The organism is Burkholderia sp. WSM2230 (genome assembly GCF_000472445.1).
In the GTDB taxonomy this organism is placed as follows: Bacteria; Pseudomonadota; Gammaproteobacteria; order Burkholderiales; family Burkholderiaceae; genus Paraburkholderia.
In genome coordinates, this window is the sequence record NZ_AXAJ01000008.1 from 180,507 (window position 1) to 198,833 (window position 18,327).

The 18,327-nt window shown below is 62.2% G+C and carries 16 protein-coding genes; 14 read left to right on the plus strand and 2 right to left on the minus strand.

Annotated elements, in window-relative coordinates:
* Window positions 1-145: 145 nt before the first annotated feature.
* Window positions 146-622, plus strand: a complete 477-nt coding sequence (greA, locus tag A3AC_RS0117615; RefSeq protein WP_013340018.1) for a transcription elongation factor GreA — start codon at window positions 146-148, stop codon at window positions 620-622.
* Between the two features lie 20 nt (window positions 623-642).
* A complete protein-coding gene (locus A3AC_RS0117620) occupies window positions 643-1,152 on the plus strand; it encodes a DUF4149 domain-containing protein (protein ID WP_025600481.1) in 510 nt (169 codons plus the stop codon).
* A gap of 196 nt (window positions 1,153-1,348) precedes the next feature.
* Here the strand turns inward: A3AC_RS0117620 and A3AC_RS0117625 are convergent, their stop codons facing one another.
* The gene (locus A3AC_RS0117625; protein WP_025600482.1) at window positions 1,349-1,888 is read right to left on the minus strand and encodes a YhbY family RNA-binding protein; all 540 of its coding nucleotides are present in this window, start codon (window positions 1,886-1,888) and stop codon (window positions 1,349-1,351) included.
* Window positions 1,889-2,102: 214 nt separating this feature from the next.
* Here A3AC_RS0117625 and A3AC_RS0117630 point away from each other — a divergent pair, with 214 nt between their 5' ends.
* The 11 genes from A3AC_RS0117630 (at window position 2,103) to phoR (ending at window position 14,283) form a co-directional block, all read left to right on the plus strand.
* On the plus strand, window positions 2,103-2,765 hold the full coding sequence (locus A3AC_RS0117630) for an RlmE family RNA methyltransferase (RefSeq protein ID WP_013340015.1): 663 nt from the start codon (window positions 2,103-2,105) through the stop codon (window positions 2,763-2,765).
* 136 nt (window positions 2,766-2,901) lie between these two features.
* A complete protein-coding gene (gene ftsH / locus A3AC_RS0117635) occupies window positions 2,902-4,791 on the plus strand; it encodes an ATP-dependent zinc metalloprotease FtsH (RefSeq protein WP_013340014.1) in 1,890 nt (629 codons plus the stop codon).
* A gap of 166 nt (window positions 4,792-4,957) precedes the next feature.
* On the plus strand, window positions 4,958-5,770 hold the full coding sequence (gene folP / locus A3AC_RS0117640; protein WP_025600484.1) for a dihydropteroate synthase: 813 nt from the start codon (window positions 4,958-4,960) through the stop codon (window positions 5,768-5,770).
* A gap of 26 nt (window positions 5,771-5,796) precedes the next feature.
* Window positions 5,797-7,155 (plus strand): phosphoglucosamine mutase, encoded by a 1,359-nt coding sequence (gene glmM / locus A3AC_RS0117645; protein WP_025600485.1) that lies wholly within the window; start codon window positions 5,797-5,799, stop codon window positions 7,153-7,155.
* Window positions 7,156-7,468: 313 nt separating this feature from the next.
* Window positions 7,469-8,500 (plus strand): phosphate ABC transporter substrate-binding protein PstS, encoded by a 1,032-nt coding sequence (gene pstS / locus A3AC_RS0117650; RefSeq protein WP_025600486.1) that lies wholly within the window; start codon window positions 7,469-7,471, stop codon window positions 8,498-8,500.
* A gap of 203 nt (window positions 8,501-8,703) precedes the next feature.
* Window positions 8,704-9,705 (plus strand): phosphate ABC transporter permease PstC, encoded by a 1,002-nt coding sequence (gene pstC / locus A3AC_RS0117655; RefSeq protein WP_025600488.1) that lies wholly within the window; start codon window positions 8,704-8,706, stop codon window positions 9,703-9,705.
* Complete coding sequence (pstA, locus tag A3AC_RS0117660; RefSeq protein WP_025600489.1) at window positions 9,702-10,598, plus strand: phosphate ABC transporter permease PstA; 897 nt, start codon at window positions 9,702-9,704, stop codon at window positions 10,596-10,598. The genes pstC and pstA overlap by 4 nt, the downstream gene beginning before the upstream one ends.
* A 17-nt stretch (window positions 10,599-10,615) precedes the next feature.
* Window positions 10,616-11,464 carry a phosphate ABC transporter ATP-binding protein PstB gene (pstB, locus tag A3AC_RS0117665; RefSeq protein WP_025600491.1) on the plus strand — a complete coding sequence of 283 codons (849 nt, stop codon included), beginning with the start codon at window positions 10,616-10,618 and terminating at the stop codon, window positions 11,462-11,464.
* Window positions 11,465-11,491: 27 nt separating this feature from the next.
* Window positions 11,492-12,196, plus strand: a complete 705-nt coding sequence (gene phoU, locus A3AC_RS0117670; protein ID WP_020069441.1) for a phosphate signaling complex protein PhoU — start codon at window positions 11,492-11,494, stop codon at window positions 12,194-12,196.
* Window positions 12,197-12,222: 26 nt separating this feature from the next.
* The gene (phoB, locus tag A3AC_RS0117675; RefSeq protein ID WP_025600492.1) at window positions 12,223-12,924 is read left to right on the plus strand and encodes a phosphate regulon transcriptional regulator PhoB; all 702 of its coding nucleotides are present in this window, start codon (window positions 12,223-12,225) and stop codon (window positions 12,922-12,924) included.
* A gap of 45 nt (window positions 12,925-12,969) precedes the next feature.
* Entirely contained in the window at window positions 12,970-14,283 is a 1,314-nt protein-coding gene (phoR, locus tag A3AC_RS0117680; protein ID WP_025600493.1) for a phosphate regulon sensor histidine kinase PhoR, read from the plus strand.
* A 117-nt stretch (window positions 14,284-14,400) separates the two neighbouring features.
* On the opposite strand, the gene ppk1 is transcribed toward phoR, so the two are convergent.
* Entirely contained in the window at window positions 14,401-16,464 is a 2,064-nt protein-coding gene (gene ppk1 / locus A3AC_RS0117685; RefSeq protein WP_025600494.1) for a polyphosphate kinase 1, read from the minus strand.
* A gap of 202 nt (window positions 16,465-16,666) precedes the next feature.
* Between ppk1 and ppx the strand changes: the two genes are divergently transcribed.
* Complete coding sequence (gene ppx, locus A3AC_RS0117690; protein ID WP_035475332.1) at window positions 16,667-18,292, plus strand: exopolyphosphatase; 1,626 nt, start codon at window positions 16,667-16,669, stop codon at window positions 18,290-18,292.
* Window positions 18,293-18,327: the final 35 nt, after the last annotated feature.

Here is an 18,327-nt window from a genome sequence, read left to right on the forward strand (position 1 = left end):
GCCTCCGCGAAATGCACTTAACCGCGGTGATTTTTTTTGCGGCCGTTTTTATTCCAAAGCGCTCCTGTCTGCCGCTTTTGCGCCGGATTCCCAAAAAGGGCCAGGAAAGTTTTGAGGCGGCCCGGCGTTTTCTCGAGAGTTGTTTATGAGCACTATTCCATTGACCAAGCGCGGCGCAGACATGCTGCGCGACGAATTGCAGAGACTCAAATCCGTTGAGCGTCCCGCCGTGATCAACTCGATCGCGGAAGCGCGCGCACAGGGCGATTTGTCCGAAAACGCGGAATACGATGCCGCGAAAGAAAAGCAGGGCTTTATCGAAGGCCGCATCGCCGAAATCGAATCTAAGCTCGCGGGCGCGCAGGTGATCGACCCGTCGCAAGTGGAAGCCGACGGCCGGGTGGTGTTTGGCGCGACGGTCGAACTCGAGGACCTGGACTCTGGCGCATCGGTCAAATATCAGATTGTCGGCGACGACGAAGCGGACATCGACCACGGTCTGATCTCCATCAGCTCGCCGATTGCGCGCGCGCTGATCGGCAAATCGGAAGGCGACGTCGCGTCGGTTCAGGCGCCGGGCGGCGTGCGCGAGTACGAAATCATCGCCGTTAGCTACGTTTAAAGGCGGCTCCGGTGTCCCTGATGCCGCATCGAATCTTTCGTCTGCTCACGGTCGTGTGGGTCGGTAGCCTGCTGACTATCGGCTATGCCGTTGCACCGGTGCTGTTCAGTTCGCTTGACCGGACGACGGCGGGCGCGGTGGCGGCGCTATTGTTTCGCATCGAAGGCGTGCTGGGTGCCGTCTGCGGCATTTTGCTGCTCGGTCTTGCCAACGTGGTGATCCGGCGCGGCGGCAGCGCCTATCGGCGCTTGCGCTGGCTGGTGGCCGGCATGTTGATCTGCGTGCTGGTGGGGTACTTTGCGTTGCAGCCTTTCATGAACGCGATGCGTGTCGCCGCGCTCGAAGCAGGGACGGACATTGCGCATTCCGCGTATGCAGCGCGCTTTGGCATGCTGCACGGCATTTCCAGCGTGTTTTATCTGATCGAAAGCCTGCTCGGCTTGGCGCTTGTGTGGAAGTTGCCGGTGGGCAGCGGAGCCGGCGTCGCACAACAAGGCGCTCGCGATGTTTCCGGCAAAGTTGTCGGCTAGTAAAGCTGGCGCGTCGCGGGGCGGGGCGTTTGCAAGAGGGTTGTACGCGTTCCCGCGCGTTCGAGGATAGAGGCAACGTCAGCTTGCGACTTAATGCGCCACGCGAAGAAAGCGAGCGGGGCGAAACCGCAAAACGCGAGCCGCCCACAGCCACGGTGCGGAATTTTGCCGCACCGCTGACGCGTTGCCCACTAGCTTATTTCGATTGATGCGCGCGCTTGCTGCTGGTTTGCCGCTTCTTCGCGCGCTTGATGTTGCCGCCTTGCGTGACCCGCTCGTTGCCGCGCACCAGCACGGCTTTCGCCTTGGGCTTGCGCATGGGCACTTCGCTGGGCTTCACGACCTTGACCACGCGCGGGGCGCGCCCCTTGCCGGCTTTGGCTTCTACCGCGGCTTCGCGCGCGCTTGGCAATGCGGTGGACGATGCACCGCGTTTGCCTTTCGCCGCGGGCTGCGCCGCCGCTTCCGGCTTCCAGATGACCAGCAGCTTGCCGATATGCTGGATGGGTGCGGCGTTCAGTTTGTCGCAGATCTGTTCGTAAATGGCAATGCGCTCTTCGCGTTCGTCGCCGAACACGCGGATCTTGATCAACTGATGGGCGGCGAGGTGAACCTTGATTTCGGCGAGCACAGCATCGGTCAGACCTTCGGCGCCGACGAGCACGACCGGTTTGAGCGCATGTGCCTGGGAGCGCAACTCGGCGCGTTGGTCGGAAGAGACTTTGAGGGCGGGCATGTGAAGTGGGAGACTCGACTAAAATGGCGGCGCCTGCGTTCCCCGATCGCGTCGTTCGACGCGTTGGAGCGGAACATGATTGGGACACTACGGCAGGCGGCGCGTCAGACCTACAGAATCGCGGATAATAGCCAGTTTCCTGGCGGTAGCCGCGCGAATTAACCGCGTATTATCCGCTAAAGCGTGACATGACGCAGCAAGAGTTCAACGTTTAATGGCAAAAAACAAGTTCAATACGGCGTGGCTGCATGACCACATCAACGATCCGTACGTGAAAATGGCGCAGCGGGAAGGCTATCGCGCCCGCGCGGCCTACAAGCTGAAGGAGATCGACGAGCAGGACAAGCTTATCCGGCCGGGGCAGGTGATCGTCGATCTGGGTTCGTCGCCGGGCAGCTGGAGCCAGTACGCGCGCAACAAGCTCGCGAAAGGCGCGCAGCGCGACGCCGAGCGCGAAGGCGGGATAGACGGCACGATCATCGCGCTCGACATCCTGCCGATGGAGCCTGTGGCCGACGTCCACTTCATTCAGGGCGACTTCCGCGAAGACTCCGTGTTGTCCCAGCTGGAAGAAATTGTCGGCGAGCGGCAGGTCGATCTTGTAATTTCGGATATGGCGCCCAACCTGTCGGGAGTGGCGGTGGCGGATGCCGCGCGAATCGAGCACTTGTGCGATCTCGCGCTGGAATTCTCGCAAAATCACCTGAAACCGGATGGAGCCCTTTTAGTCAAATGCTTTCACGGCAGCGGTTACAGCCAGATTGTCGAAAAGTTCAAGCGCCAGTTCAAGGTGGTGGCTGCCCGCAAGCCGAAGGCTTCGCGGGACAAGTCGTCAGAAACGTTTATTTTGGGTAAGCATCTGAAGAAGCCCGCGTAGGGCGTTCCGCGCAGTCCCCGCCGTGCTGTTTCTATGGTAGTGAAACCTTATGGCAGGGGTCTGCGGACTGGATTAGAATGCTTTCGTGGTGCCGCAAGGCAAATGTAGGCGCCCGTCTAAGTGAAGGAGTGGTGCTTTGAACAACAATATGTTTTCGAAAGCAGCAGTGTGGCTGGTTATCGCACTGGTGCTATTTACGGTGTTCAAGCAGTTCGACAAGCCCCGTGTCCAGGAAGGCGTTTCCTATTCGCAGTTCATGGACGACGCGAAGAACGGCAAAGTCAAGAACGTCATTGTCCAGGGGCGGAACCTCACGGTCACTCCAGCAGACGGCCAGAAGTACCAGATCGTATCGCCCGGCGACATCTGGATGGTCGGCGATCTGATGAAGTATGGCGTTCAGGTGAGCGGCAAGGCTGACGACGAGCCCAATGCGCTGGTGTCCGCGCTGTATTACCTCGGGCCGACGATCCTGATCATCGGTTTCTGGTTCTACATGATGCGACAGATGCAGGGGGGCGGGAAAGGCGGCGCCTTTTCGTTCGGTAAGTCGCGCGCGCGGCTGATCGACGAAAATAACAACGCAATCAATTTCACCGACGTCGCCGGTTGCGACGAAGCGAAGGAAGAAGTCTCCGAACTGGTCGATTTCCTGCGCGACCCGCAGAAGTTCCAGAAGCTGGGCGGCCGTATTCCGCGTGGCGTGCTGCTCGTCGGCCCGCCGGGAACGGGTAAGACGCTGCTCGCACGCGCCATTGCCGGCGAGGCGAAAGTGCCGTTCTTCAGCATCTCGGGTTCGGACTTCGTGGAAATGTTCGTCGGTGTCGGCGCGGCTCGCGTGCGCGACATGTTCGAGCAAGCCAAGAAGCACGCGCCGTGCATCGTGTTCATCGACGAAATCGACGCGGTCGGCCGTCATCGCGGCGCCGGCATGGGCGGCGGCAACGACGAGCGCGAGCAGACGCTGAATCAGATGCTCGTGGAAATGGACGGCTTCGAGGCGAACTCGGGCGTCATCGTGATCGCGGCAACGAACCGTTCGGACGTGCTCGACAAAGCGCTGTTGCGTCCGGGCCGTTTCGACCGTCAGGTGTATGTGGGTCTGCCGGATATCCGCGGCCGCGAACACATCATGAAGGTCCATCTGCGCAAGGTGCCTATTTCGAACGACGTCGACGCAGCGGTGATCGCGCGTGGCACGCCGGGGTTCTCGGGCGCCGATCTGGCCAATCTCGTGAACGAAGCGGCATTGTTCGCGGCGCGCCGGGGCAAGCGCATTGTCGAAATGACGGATTTCGAAGATGCGAAAGACAAGATCTTCATGGGTCCGGAGCGCAAGTCGGCCGTGATCCGCGAAGAGTCGAAGCGCGCTACCGCGTATCACGAGTCGGGCCACGCAGTTATCGCCAAGCTTTTGCCGAAGGCCGATCCGGTGCACAAGGTCACGATCATTCCGCGCGGCCGCGCATTGGGCGTCACGTGGCAGTTGCCGGAGCACGACAACGAAACGTATTCGAAAGACTATCTGCTTGATCGTCTCGCGATTCTGTTCGGTGGCCGTGTCGCGGAAGAACTGTTTCTGAACCTGATCAGCACGGGCGCGTCGGACGACTTCAACAAGGCCACGCAAACCGCGCGCGCCATGGTGGCCCGCTTCGGCATGACGGACGCATTGGGACCGATGGTCTACGTGGACGACGAAAACGACGCCACGCCGTTTGGCCGCGGCTTTACGCGCACCATTTCCGAAGCGACGCAGCAGAAGGTCGACGCGGAAATCCGCCGGGTGCTGGACGAGCAGTACAACCTCGCGAAGCGCCTGCTGGAAGAAAACCGCGACAAGGTCGAAGCAATGACCGCTGCGTTGATGGAGTGGGAGACGATCGACTCCGATCAGATCAACGACATCATGGCCGGACGTCCGCCGCGCTCGCCCAAGAGCTCGCCGCCGTCCGCGAGCGACGCGTCTTCGGGCGGCAGCCCCGGTACTGAGGTCAAGCCGGGCAGCGCGACCGCGCCGGCCTGATCGGTTGTCGGTAGAAAGTGCGGGCCGGTGTGTTTCCACACCGGCCCGTTTGCATTTATTCGTCTATTTGATGTAACGCTACGTGCCCACAACCGCTTTCTCTCCTCCCATCCCCGAGCCGTTGCAGTGCGGCCGGTTCAAGCTGAGCTTCGAACGCCCGTTGGTCATGGGCATCCTGAACGTCACGCCCGATTCTTTCTCCGACGGCGGCCAGTACGCGATGCGCGGCGACGCGCTGCGCCAGGCCGAGCGCATGATGCTCGAGGGCGCGGACATCATCGATATTGGCGGGGAATCGACGCGCCCCGGTGCTCCGCCGGTCCCGCTCGACGAAGAACTCGAGCGCGTGATCCCGCTCATCGAACAACTGCACGGCGCGAACGTGCCGCTTTCCGTCGACACCTATAAGCCCGCAGTGATGCGGCGCGCACTGAGCGCCGGTGCCGACCTGATCAATGATATCTGGGGCTTTCGCATGCCCGGCGCGATCGACGCCGTGCGCGACAGCAACTGTGGTCTATGCGTGATGCATATGCTGGGCGAGCCGCAGACGATGCAACGGGGCGAGCCGGCTTACGGCGATGTAGTGAGCGAAATCAGGGAGTTTCTGGAGGAGCGCGTGACGGCGCTCACGCAGGCGAGCATCGCGCGTGAGCGGATCAGCGTGGACCCGGGCTTTGGTTTCGGCAAGGCGGTGGTCGAGCACAATTACGCGCTGCTCGCGCGTCTTGCGGACACCGCGCCGCGGGCCGAGCCGCCGTATCCGATCCTTGCGGGCATGTCGCGCAAATCGATGATCGGCGCGGTCACTGGACGCCCGGCGCCGGAGCGCGTCGCGGGCAGCATCGTGGCAGCGGTTCTGGCCGCCGAACGTGGCGCGGCAATCCTGCGCGTGCACGACGTCGCCCAAACAGTAGACGCATTGAAAGTATGGGCAGCCCTGCGCGACGCGGCGAACCTCGCCGGCCCGCGCGGCTAAGCCAAAAGCAAGGAGGAACACATAAGATGGCACGTCGTTATTTCGGCACGGACGGAATTCGGGGCAAGGTCGGCGAAGGGCCCATCACGCCGGAATTTGTATTGCGGCTCGGCTATGCGGCCGGCAAGGTGCTCGTCGGCGCAGACCGCTGGGCGCGCACGGGTACGCGGCCCACGGTGCTGATCGGCAAAGACACGCGCGTGTCGGGCTATATGCTCGAAGCGGCGCTCGAGGCAGGTTTTTCCGCCGCGGGTGTCGACGTGATGCTGGCCGGCCCGATGCCCACGCCCGGCATCGCGTATCTGACGCGCGCGCTGCGGCTCGCGGCGGGCGTCGTAATCAGCGCGTCGCACAATCCGTATTACGACAACGGCATCAAGTTCTTTTCCGCCGACGGCAACAAGCTGCCCGACGACGTCGAATCGCAGATCGAAGAGCAACTCGAGCTGCCGCTCGCCTGCGCGGCGTCGGAGCAGCTTGGCAAGGCGCGGCGTCTGGATGACGCGGCCGGCCGCTACATCGAATTCTGCAAGAGCACTTTCCCAGCGGCGTTCGACCTGCGCGGGCTGAAGCTGGTGGTGGATTGCGCGCATGGCGCCGCGTATGACGTCGCGCCGCACGTGTTTCACGAGCTCGGTGCGGAGATCATTCCAATCGGCGTCGCGCCGAACGGCTTCAATATCAACGACGGCGTCGGCGCGACCGCGCCCGACGCGCTGGTGCGCGCCGTGCGGGCCAATCACGCGGATCTCGGAATTGCGCTGGACGGCGACGCGGACCGTCTGCAGGTCGTCGACGCAGCAGGGCGCCTCTACAACGGCGACGAGCTGCTGTACGTGCTGGTGAAAGACCGCATTGCGACCGACGGCAAGGTTGAAGGCGCGGTCGGCACGCTCATGACCAACATGGCCGTCGAGGTCGCGCTGCAGGCGGCGGGCGTGAAGTTCGTGCGCGCGGCGGTGGGCGACCGCTATGTGCTCGAGCAGTTGCGCGAGCACGGCTGGCAGCTCGGCGCGGAGGGCTCCGGCCACATTCTGTCGCTCGACCGTCATTCGACGGGCGACGGCATCGTTTCGGCACTGCTCGTCCTCGCGGCGATGAAGCGCAGCGACAAAACGCTCGCCGAACTGCTCGACGGCGTGACGCTGTTCCCGCAGAAGCTGATCAACGTGCGCATGAAGCCGGACGCGGACTGGAAGGGCAGCGACGCGATCCGGCGCGCCATCGCCGGCGCCGAAGAGGCGCTCAATGGCCGTGGGCGCGTGCTGATTCGCGCGTCGGGCACGGAGCCCGTGCTGCGTGTGATGGTCGAGGCCGAGCACGTCGACGACGCAGTTCGCCATGCTGAGTCGATCGCCGCAGCTGTGACGCAGGCAACGGCTTAAGCGTCTGCTTATATGCGAAGGCGGGGCCGACCCTCGGTCGCCCCGCTGAAGTCTGCCAGGTCCGCACTACCAGCGGCGTAAGAACGCGCACCTGCGCCACCTGCCCGCAAACGTTCGCGCCCCATCTTTTTCGTCTAATCTGTACAGGCATCGGCGAAAACGCCGTCAAACCGGTGACTTCTCCGCTGGAACGCCTTTCACCTTAGTAAACGCACTGTCACACGAGTTTCACGGTTAGTCACGTTACTGTCACAAAGAGCCCCTAAGCTTCGCGGTGTTCACGTTACACACCGCTCACACCTTGGAGGTTTCGATGAAATTGATGCAAACCGTGTTCGCTGGCGTCGCTGGCGCGTTCTTCGCGATGGCAGCCCAGGCAGCAGACATCACCGGCGCGGGCAGCACCTTCGCAGCACCGATTTACACGAAATGGGCCGACGCCTATCAGAAGTCCGGCGGCGGCAAGGTCAACTATCAGGGCATCGGCTCGTCGGGCGGCGTGAAGCAGATCATCGCCAAGACCGTCGATTTCGCCGGCTCGGACGCTCCGCTGAAGGACGACGAACTCGCGAAGGACGGCCTGTTCCAGTTCCCGACGGTGGTCGGCGGCGTCGTGCCGGTCGTCAACGTGCCGGGCGTGAAGCCGGCTGAACTGGTGCTGTCGGGCGAAGTGCTGGGCGACATCTATCTGGGCAAGATCAAGAAGTGGAACGATCCGGCGATCGTTGCGCTGAATCCGAAGGCTAAGCTGCCGGACACGGACATCGCCGTGGTTCGCCGCGCCGATGGTTCGGGCACGAGCTTCATCTGGACGAACTACCTGTCCAAGGTCAACAACGAATGGAAGTCGAAGGTCGGTGAAGGTTCGACGGTCAACTGGCCGACCGGTACGGGCGGCAAGGGCAATGACGGCGTCGCCGCATTCGTGCAACGCCTGCCGGGCGCAATCGGCTACGTGGAATGGGCGTACGCGAAGCAGAACCACATGACCTACGTCGCGCTGAAGAACTCGACCGGCACGGTCGTCGAGCCGAAGACGGAAACGTTCAAGGCAGCGGCAGCGGGCGCAGACTGGTCGAAGTCGTTCTACCAGATCCTGACGAACGAGCCGGGCAAGAACGCATGGCCGATCGTCGGCGCAACGTTCGTGCTGCTGCACACGGCGCAGGAAAAGCCGGCGCAAGGCGCGGAAACGCTGAAGTTCTTCGACTGGGCGTTCAAGAACGGCACGCAAGCCGCGAACGAACTGGACTACATCTCGCTGCCGGATTCGGTTGTGTCGGAGATCAAGACGCAGTGGAAGTCGAAGGTGAAGGACGCTTCGGGCAAGCCGCTCGCCGAGTAAGCGTTGCTCACGCGATAACACGCAACAGCTTCATGTAACACATTGGCCGTCCTCGTCCGAGGACGGCCAATGGCATTGACCGGCGCCGTTTTATCAGCCGATATTGGCCCACAGCGGCCAGCGCCAGTGCCACTGTGCGCATATGCATGACTCGCCGCGCGACATACGTCGCATGGCAACTGGAAAAGGTCCATCAGGCTCTTATGTCCGACATCCAATTAGCGTCTGGCGCGTCGAGGGCAACCCCGCCTGGCGGCGCGTCGCAGCAGAGAGCGCCCAGCCGCGCCGGCGACGTGATCTTCGGCGGCCTTGCGCGCCTCGCCGCCGTCGTCACGCTGTTGCTGCTCGGCGGCATCATCGTTTCGCTGGTCATCGCTTCCATGCCGTCCATCAAGCAATTCGGCCTCGGCTTCCTGTGGAGCGCGCAGTGGGATCCGCCCAGCAAGCAGTTCGGCGCACTGGTGCCGATCTACGGCACGATCGCCACTTCGATCATTGCGCTCATCATCGCGGTGCCCGTCAGCTTCGGCATCGCGCTCTTTCTGACCGAACTTTCGCCCGCATGGCTGCGCCGGCCGCTCGGCATCGCGATCGAGCTGCTCGCCGCGATTCCGTCGATCGTCTACGGCATGTGGGGCCTGCTCGTGTTCGCGCCCATCTTCGCGACGTGGTTCGAAAAGCCGCTCGGCGCGGTGCTGGGCGGCATTCCGATAGTCGGCGCGCTGTTCCAGGGCGCGCCCATCGGCATCGGCATTCTCTGCGCGGGTGTGATTCTCGCGATCATGATCATCCCGTACATCGCTTCGGTGATGCGCGACGTGTTCGAAGTGACGCCGGTCCTGCTGAAGGAATCGGCATATGGCATCGGCTGCACGACGTGGGAAGTCATGTGGAAGATCGTGCTGCCCTTCACGAAGAGCGGCGTGATCGGCGGCGTGATGCTCGGCCTCGGCCGCGCGCTCGGCGAGACGATGGCCGTCACATTCGTGATCGGCAATACGAACCTGCTCGATAATGTCTCGCTGTTTTCGCCGGGCAACAGCATCACCTCGGCGCTCGCCAACGAATTCGCTGAGGCGGATCCGGGCCTGCACACCTCGGCGCTGATGGAACTCGGCCTGATTCTCTTTGTGATCACCTTCATCGTGCTGGCCATTTCGAAGATGATGCTGCTTCGTCTGGAGAAAGGGGAGGGCGCGAAATGAGCCAGTCCACCTTGAACATGCCGGGCTCGAACGACGCCGTCGCGCTCGAGAAAATGCGCGTGCGTCTGCAAGGCCGCCGCCGCACGCAAAACGCAATCGCATTGACGCTGTCGCTCGCGGCAATGGCGTTCGGTCTGCTGTGGCTGATCTGGATTCTGTACACGACGCTGCGCCTTGGCATCGGCGGCCTGTCGGTCGAACTGTTTACGCAGTCCACGCCGCCGCCGAACACCGACGGCGGCGGTCTCGCCAACGCGATTGTCGGCAGTCTGCTGCTCGTTGTGCTCGCAACCTTCGTCGGCACGCCCATCGGCATTCTCGCTGGCGTCTATCTCGCCGAATACGGGCAGAAACGCTGGCTCGCGAGCGTCACGCGCTTCATCAACGACATTTTGCTGTCGGCGCCGTCTATCGTCGTCGGTCTGTTCGTCTACGCGCTCGTTGTCGCGAAGATGGGCCACTTTAGCGGCTGGGCCGGCGTGTTCGCGCTCGCGCTGCTGCAGATCCCGATCGTGATCCGCACCACGGAAAACATGCTGAAACTGGTGCCGAACGCATTGCGTGAAGCGGCGTTCGCACTCGGCACGCCGAAGTGGAAGATGGTGCTGTCGATCACGCTGAAGGCGTCGGTGGCCGGCATCGTCACCGGTGTGCTGCTCGCGGTTGCCCGTATCGCCGGGGAGACCGCGCCGCTTCTGTTCACCGCGTTGTCGAATCAGTTTTTTTCGACGGATCTCGGCCAGCCGGTCGCCAATCTGCCGGTGACGATCTACAAGTTTGCGATGAGCCCGTTCGCGCAGTGGCAATCGCTCGCGTGGGCCGGCGTCTTCCTGATCACGCTCGCGGTGCTGGGACTGAACATCCTCGCGCGCGCGATCTTTTCGAAAAAGTAAGGGCGGAGTGTAATCCGATGAACATGGCAGAAACTCAATTCAACACAGCTTCGCGCCCGACTGCGCCCGCCGGTTTCGATCCCGCACAAGGTGGCCAGGAGCCGTCGCCGTCGCGTCCGAAAATCGAGGTCAACGACCTCAACTTCTTCTACGGCAAGTATCACGCTCTGAAGAACATCAACCTGCAGATTCCGGAAGGCAAGGTGACCGCGTTCATCGGCCCGTCGGGCTGCGGCAAGTCGACGTTGCTGCGCACGTTCAACAAGATGTACGCGCTCTATCCGGAGCAACGCGCCGAAGGCGAGATTTTGATGGACGGCGAAAACCTGCTGACCTCGAAGCGCGATATTTCGCTGCTGCGCGCCCGCATCGGCATGGTGTTCCAGAAGCCGACGCCGTTCCCGATGTCCATCTACGACAACATCGCGTTTGGCGTGAAGATGTTCGAGTCGCTGCCGCGCTCGGAAATGGACGACCGCGTCGAATGGGCGCTCACCAAGGCGGCGCTCTGGAACGAAGTGAAGGACAAGCTTGGCCAGAGCGGCTATGGTCTGTCAGGCGGGCAGCAGCAGCGTTTGTGCATTGCACGCGGCATCGCGATCCGTCCGGAAGTGCTGTTGCTCGACGAACCGTGCTCGGCGCTCGACCCCATTTCGACGGGCCGCATCGAGGAACTGATCGCGGAGCTAAAGAGCGATTACACGGTGGTGATCGTCACGCACAACATGCAGCAGGCGGCCCGCTGTTCGGACTACACTGCGTATATGTACCTTGGCGAACTGATTGAATTCGGCGACACCGAAAAGATCTTCATCAAGCCAGTCCGTAAGGAAACCGAAGATTACATTACTGGCCGCTTCGGCTGATTCGCCGGGCAAACAACGGAGTACGACATGTCCGATAAACACCTCTCCAGCCAGTTCGACGCCGACCTGAACCTGGTTTCCTCGAAGGTGCTCGAAATGGGCGGCCTCGTGGAATCGCAGATCGTCAAGGCGATGCAGGCGCTCAACGAATTCGACCTCGATATCGCCGAGCAGGTGATCGCCGCGGAAGACCGCCTGAACACGATGGAAGTCGAGATCGACGAGGAGTGCAGCAACATCATCGCGCGCCGTCAGCCGGCCGCGCGCGACCTGCGCCTGTTGATCGCGATTTCGAAGACCATCACCAATCTCGAACGCGCCGGCGACGAGGCGGAGAAAATCGCCAAGCGAACCAAGCGTCTGATGGAAGACGGCGCGTCGCGCACCATCAACATTGCCGAGATCAAATTGTCGGGCGAAATGGCGGTGTCGATCCTGCGCCGCGCGCTCGACGCGTTCGCGCGTCTCGACACAGTCGCCGCCGCGCAGATCGTGCGCGACGACAAGGCGATCGACGAGGAATTCCGCGCGTTCGTGCGCAAGCTGATTTCGTACATGACCGAAGATCCGCGCTCCATTTCGGTGGGCCTCGATTTTCTGTTCATCGCGAAAGCAATCGAGCGGATTGGCGACCACGCGAAGAACATCGCGGAGTTCATCATTTACATCGTGAAGGGCACGGACGTGCGGCACAAGTCGCGCGACGCGCTCGAACGCGAAGCGCTCAGTTAATCCAGAGATAAGGATCAGAGGTGCCGATGCCCAGCAGCATTCTCGTCATTGAAGATGAGCCCGCAATTTCCGAACTGATTTCGGTCAATCTTCAACACGCCGGACACTGCCCGATTCGCGCGTACAACGCGGAGCAGGCGCAGAACCTGATCAGCGACGTATTGCCCGACCTCGTCCTGCTCGACTGGATGTTGCCGGGCAAGTCTGGCATCGCGTTCGCGCGCGACCTGCGCAACAACGAACGCACGAAGCACATTCCGATCATCATGCTGACCGCGCGCGGCGACGAGCAGGATAAGGTGCTCGGCCTCGAGATCGGCGCGGACGACTACGTGACCAAGCCGTTTTCGCCGAAGGAACTGATGGCGCGCATCAAGGCGGTGCTGCGCCGCCGTGCGCCGCAGCTCACCGAGGACGTGGTCGCGATCAACGGTCTGAAGCTCGATCCGGCGACGCATCGGGTGGCCGCGCACGCGGAAGGCAGCGAGATCAAACTCGATCTTGGTCCGACCGAATTCCGTCTGTTGCACTTTTTCATGACCCACCCCGAGCGCGTGCACAGCCGCACGCAACTGCTCGATCAGGTGTGGGGCGACCACGTGTTCGTCGAAGAGCGCACGGTGGATGTGCATATCAAGCGTCTGCGCGCGGCCCTCAAGCCGGCGGGTTGCGATGCTATGATCGAGACGGTCCGCGGCAGTGGCTATCGCCTCGCCAAGAACGCCTGATCTCTTGCGGCGGCGCGCACGCCGTTCTCTTCGATTGTCTAGACCATGAACATCATCTGGGCGCGCTCCATCGTTTCGATCGTGCTGCTCGCCATACTCTGCGTGGTGGTCGGCGCATTAGTGAATGTCAAGGCAGCATTGGTCCTCGCGGTCGTCATGCTGCTCGTGCAGAGTCTCTCCGGCACGTTTCATAAAGAGCGTTTGTGGCGTCTGCTGGACGCGCCGGTGTACGGCGAAGTGCCGAGTGCGCCCGGCATCTGGGGCGAAATCTACTACCGTCTGCACAAGCTCGCGAAGCGCTGGCATGCGCAGGTGCGCCAGGTCGAGCAGCAGCACTCGCGCTTCATCCAGGCGATTCAGGCGTCGCCGAACGGCGTGGCGATGCTCGACGACCACGATCAGATCGAATGGTGCAATGCCATCTCCGAAGTACATTTCGGGCTCGACGCGAAGCGCGATCTGCGTCAGCACATCACGCATCTGGTACGTCAGCCGGAATTCGTGCGTTACCTGAATTCGCACGAGTACGAAGAGATGCTGATCATGCGCGGCATGGGCGAGAAACGGCAGAACGTGCTGTCCGTGCAGGTGTTTCCTTACGGCGAAAACCGCAAGCTGGTGCTGTCGCAGGACATCACCGAGCTCGAGCGCACCGACGCGATGCGGCGCGATTTCGTCGCCAACGTTTCCCACGAATTGAAGACGCCGCTTACCGTGCTCTCGGGTTTTCTCGAGACGATGCGCGAGTTGCCGCTCGCGGAAGCGGAACGCGCGCGCTATCTGGAGTTGATGGAGCAGCAGGCGTCGCGCATGCGTCATATCGTGAACGATCTGCTCGTGCTCGCCAAACTGGAGGGCGACAACAAGCCGCCGAGCGATCACATGATCGACATGCGCGCGGTGTTGCGCCATCTGCGCGACGATGCCGAAAGCCTGTCGAGCGACCACCACGAAATCGTCTTCGAAGCGGACGAAGGGCTGACGGTGACGGGCGTCGAAACCGAGATTCTGAGCGCGTTCGGCAATCTCGTGACCAACGCGATCCGCTATACGCCCGACGGCGGCGCGATCAAGGTGAGCTGGCAGGCGCAGGGCGGCACAGCGGTGTTCTCGGTGACCGACAGCGGCCTTGGCATTCCCGCGGCCGACATTCCGCGCCTCACGGAGCGCTTTTATCGCGTGGACCGCAGCCGCTCGCGCGACACCGGAGGCACCGGCCTCGGACTCGCGATCGTCAAGCACGTGCTGCAACGGCACGATGCGCAACTCGAAGTGAAAAGCGAAGAAGGGCGCGGCAGTACGTTTAGCGTGAGGTTTCCGCTGTATCGCACGGCGCGGCGGCAACCGGCGCACGCATAGCCGCTCGCAGCTCATAAAAAAGCCCGCCTGAGCTCATGCTTCAGGCGGGCTTTGTTGCTTTGTTGCTTTGTTGCTTTGTTCGACGCTCGAGCCGCCCGCCGCAGCGAGCGGCGCCGCTCACGAGCAGAACTTCGCCAGCAGACTCATCTGTGCATTGCGCGACGACTTACCCGGCCGCCGCCGGCGATAATGCCCGTCGCTTTGCATGAGCCACGCGGACTGATTGTCGCCGAGAAACGCCGACAGACCCTCCGCGATCACGCGGCGCTTGAGCCGCCGGTTGTTGACCGGAAACGCGACTTCGACGCGGCGAAAGAAGTTGCGATCCATCCAGTCCGCGCTCGATAGATACACCTGTTCGCGGCCGTCGTCGTAGAAGTAATAGATGCGATGATGTTCGAGAAAGCGCCCGACAATCGAGCGCACCGTGATGTTCTCGGAGAGGCCAGGCACGCCCGGCTGCAACGAACAGACGCCGCGCACGATCAGGTCGATCTTCACGCCCGCCTGCGACGCTTCGTACAACTCCGCAATCACCGTGGGTTCCAGCAGCGCGTTCATCTTCGCGACGATGCGCGCCTTCTTGCCCGCACGCGCATGCTCGGCTTCGGCGCGGATTGCGTCGACCAGCTTCGGATGCAGTGTGAACGGCGACTGCCACAACTCGTGCAGTTTCAGTTCGCCGCCAATGCCGGTGAGTTGCTGGAACACATGATGCACGTCCTCGCAGATGCGCGGGTCGGCGGTCATCAAACCGAAGTCGGTATAAAGACGCGCGGTACGCGGATGATAATTGCCGGTGCCAAGATGCACGTAACGCTTGAGCGTCATCTTGCCGCTCACCGTCGCGCGTCGCACGATCAGCATCATCTTTGCGTGGCACTTGTGGCCGACCACGCCGTACACGACATGCGCGCCGACCGCTTCGAGCTGCGAAGCCCAGTTGATGTTGGTTTCTTCGTCGAAGCGCGCCAGCAGTTCGACCACCACCGTGACTTCCTTGCCGTTGCGCGCGGCCTGCATCAGCGCGTCCATCAGCGGAGAGTCGGTGCCGGTGCGGTAGATGGTCTGCTTGATCGCGACCACGCTCGGATCCTTGGCCGCTTGCAGCAGCAGTTCAAGCACCGGCTGAAAACTCTCGTACGGATGATGCAGCAGCACGTCGCCCTGATCGATCACGTCGAACATGCTTGCGGCATTCGCGATAGGCGCGGGAATGGCCGGAATATGCGGCACGAACTTCAGGTCGGGCCGATCAACCATCTCCGGCAGCTGCATGAGGCGCACGAGGTTGACGGGACCGTCGACGTGATAACAGTCCTTGTCGCTAAGCCCGCTTTCGTCGAGCAGACGCCGCACCACATGTGCGGGCGTCTCCGCGGACACTTCGAGCCGCACCGCGTTGCCCAGATGGCGCGCCGGCAGTTCGCCCTGCAAGGCGACGCGCAGATTGGTGATTTCGTCTTCGTCGACGAAGAGTTCGCTATTGCGCGTGATGCGAAACTGATTGCAACTACGCACCACGAGATTCGGAAACAGCTCCCCGACAAAGCGCTGCAACAGCGAGCTGAGCAGCACGAAGCCATGCGGATATCCCGACAGTTCCTGCGGCATGCGCACGAGTCGCGGCAGAGCGCGCGGCGCCTGCACGATGCCCATCATCGCCTGACGGCCGAAGGCGTCCTTGCCTTCCAGTTCGACGACGAAGTTCAGGCTCTTGTTGAGCACGCGCGGAAACGGATGCGCCGGATCGAGGCCGATCGGCGTGAGCACAGGCAGCAGTTCGTCGAAGAAATAATTGCGCGCCCATTCGGTCTGCGCTTCGCTCCATGCCTCCGTGCCGTGAAAATAGATGCCTTCCTCTTCGAGCGCGGTAAGCACGGTGTCGTGCAGCATCGTGTACTGCCGATGCACGAGCTTTTGCGCACGCTCGACGACGAGGTCGTAGACATGCTGCAGCGACATGCCGTCGGGCGAAAGTGCGCCGGGGTTGTCGCGCATCTGCTCCTGCAGTCCGGCCATACGGACTTCGAAGAATTCGTCGAGATTGCTACTCGTGATGCAGATGAAACGCAGGCGTTCGAGCAAAGGGACGGCGGGGTCGGCGGCTTGAGCCAACACACGCTCGTTGAAACCCAGAATGCCCAGCTCGCGATTCAATAAGGGGTAGCGGATGGACATCGGCAGCGAGAATGGAATTTCAGATATGGAGGCGGAAAGACGCTCGGAAATTCTCACAGTACGGTTACATTGTTATGACACTTTCAATGTCATCGATTCTACGCTGTATTGCTCGCCTGTCGTCAATATGACGCAGTCCGTATGGGACCATGGGGCACCCCCATCTGCGCGAGGTGACATGGTGAGCTCCGGTACGCTTAGAATGGCGTCTTTGAACAGCGCGGCCGGTCGCAAGGCGCCTCGTGCTTCCGGCAGAAGTCAGTCCTTGCTTGCATACAACGCCGCCGCGCTTGCGCGCATGGAGTCCGCATACTCGATGGTCAATACCCCACAACTCCTTGCTGCCGTCGATCTCGGTTCGAACAGCTTCCGGCTGATCGTCGGCCGGGTCGAGGAAACCGACGCCGGCAGCCAGATCTACCAGGTCGATGCGTTGCGCGAGCCGGTGCGGCTCGCCGCCGGTCTGTCGCGCGACAAGATGCTCGACCGCGCCTCGCAGGTGCGCGGCTGGGACGCGCTCAAGCGCTTCGGCGAACGGCTGCGCGATTTTCATCCCGATCATGTGCGTGCGGTCGCCACCAACACGCTGCGCATCGCGAAGAATGCCGGCGAATTTCTCGGCGAAGCGCAAGCGGCGCTCGGCTTTCCGATTGAAGTGATCGCCGGCCGCGAGGAAGCGCGGCTCATCTACGCCGGCGCCGCGCACTCGGTGCCGGCGAGTCCCGGCAAGCGGCTCGTGGTGGACATCGGCGGCGGCTCGACGGAATTCATCATCGGTTCGCATTACACGCCGATCAAGATGGAAAGCCTGTATATCGGCTGCGTGAGCCATAGCCGTGCGTTTTTCCCCGCTGGCAACGTCGACGAATACACGATGCGTCAGGCCGAACTCGCCGCCGGCCGCGAAATCCAGATCATTTCGTCGGAATACAAGAAGACGGGTTGGGAGCAGGCCATCGGCTCGTCGGGCACGGCGCGCGCGCTTGCTGAACTCGTCGAGGCAAACGGCTTCAACGACCCCGGCGTCACGCACGGCATTTCGCGCGGCGGGCTCGAGCGCCTCAAGCGCGCGTTGATCAAGGCCGAGAACGTCAACCGGCTGAAGCTTGTCGCGCTGAAGGCCGACCGCATTCCCGTGCTTGCTGGCGGCCTGTCGATCATGATCGCGGTGTTCGACGAACTGGGCGTCGATTATGTCGATACGACAGACGGCGCATTGCGCCTCGGCGTGCTCTACGATTTGCTGGGCCGCTCGCAGCACGAAGACATGCGCACGGTCACCGTGGAAGGCTTTATGCGCCGCTATGGCGTGGATCGCGCGCAGGCGGGGCGCATCGGCGAGCTGGCGGTGCGCTTCTACGATCAGTTCGCGGAGCCCGACGAAGAACGCCGCGCAGAGAACCGCATGTTTCTCGGCTGGGCGGCGGCGCTGCATGAAATCGGCCTGTCCATTTCGCACAGCGCGTATCACAAGCATTCGGCGTACATTGCGAGCAACGCGGACATGCCGGGTTTTTCGCGCACCGACCAGGCGCGGCTGGCAGCGCTCGTGCTCGGTCATGCGGGCAAGCTCGGCAAGCTGTCGCAAACGCGCGAGGTCGAATGGCCGTTGCTGTTCTGTCTGCGGCTTGCGGCGCTGTTGTGCCGGCGCCGTGCGGATGTCGGTCTGCCCGGCATTACGGTCGCCCAGGCGAACGGCGGTTATGAAGTGCGCTTGCCCAACGAATGGGTCGCCAATAATCCGCTTACCGACTACAGCCTGATTCAGGAAGCCGCGGAGTGGGAAAAAGTCGGCATTCCGTATCGAGTGGTCTATACGGACGAGTGATGCACGTGTGTTGCGCTATGCCGGTTCTTAGGCGA

Excerpts from the sequence above, each read along its gene's own strand:
- greA (WP_013340018.1), top strand. The coding sequence starts at position 146 with ATGAGCACTATTCCATTGACCAAGCGCGGCGCAGACATGCTGCGCGAC.
- A3AC_RS0117620 (WP_025600481.1), top strand. The coding sequence starts at position 643 with ATGCCGCATCGAATCTTTCGTCTGCTCACGGTCGTGTGGGTCGGTAGC.
- A3AC_RS0117625 (WP_025600482.1), bottom strand. The coding sequence starts at position 1,888 with ATGCCCGCCCTCAAAGTCTCTTCCGACCAACGCGCCGAGTTGCGCTCC.
- A3AC_RS0117630 (WP_013340015.1), top strand. The coding sequence starts at position 2,103 with ATGGCAAAAAACAAGTTCAATACGGCGTGGCTGCATGACCACATCAAC.
- folP (WP_025600484.1), top strand. The coding sequence starts at position 4,958 with ATGGGCATCCTGAACGTCACGCCCGATTCTTTCTCCGACGGCGGCCAG.
- glmM (WP_025600485.1), top strand. The coding sequence starts at position 5,797 with ATGGCACGTCGTTATTTCGGCACGGACGGAATTCGGGGCAAGGTCGGC.
- pstS (WP_025600486.1), top strand. The coding sequence starts at position 7,469 with ATGAAATTGATGCAAACCGTGTTCGCTGGCGTCGCTGGCGCGTTCTTC.
- pstC (WP_025600488.1), top strand. The coding sequence starts at position 8,704 with ATGTCCGACATCCAATTAGCGTCTGGCGCGTCGAGGGCAACCCCGCCT.
- pstA (WP_025600489.1), top strand. The coding sequence starts at position 9,702 with ATGAGCCAGTCCACCTTGAACATGCCGGGCTCGAACGACGCCGTCGCG.
- pstB (WP_025600491.1), top strand. The coding sequence starts at position 10,616 with ATGAACATGGCAGAAACTCAATTCAACACAGCTTCGCGCCCGACTGCG.
- phoU (WP_020069441.1), top strand. The coding sequence starts at position 11,492 with ATGTCCGATAAACACCTCTCCAGCCAGTTCGACGCCGACCTGAACCTG.
- phoB (WP_025600492.1), top strand. The coding sequence starts at position 12,223 with ATGCCCAGCAGCATTCTCGTCATTGAAGATGAGCCCGCAATTTCCGAA.
- phoR (WP_025600493.1), top strand. The coding sequence starts at position 12,970 with ATGAACATCATCTGGGCGCGCTCCATCGTTTCGATCGTGCTGCTCGCC.
- ppk1 (WP_025600494.1), bottom strand. The coding sequence starts at position 16,464 with ATGTCCATCCGCTACCCCTTATTGAATCGCGAGCTGGGCATTCTGGGT.
- ppx (WP_035475332.1), top strand. The coding sequence starts at position 16,667 with ATGGCGTCTTTGAACAGCGCGGCCGGTCGCAAGGCGCCTCGTGCTTCC.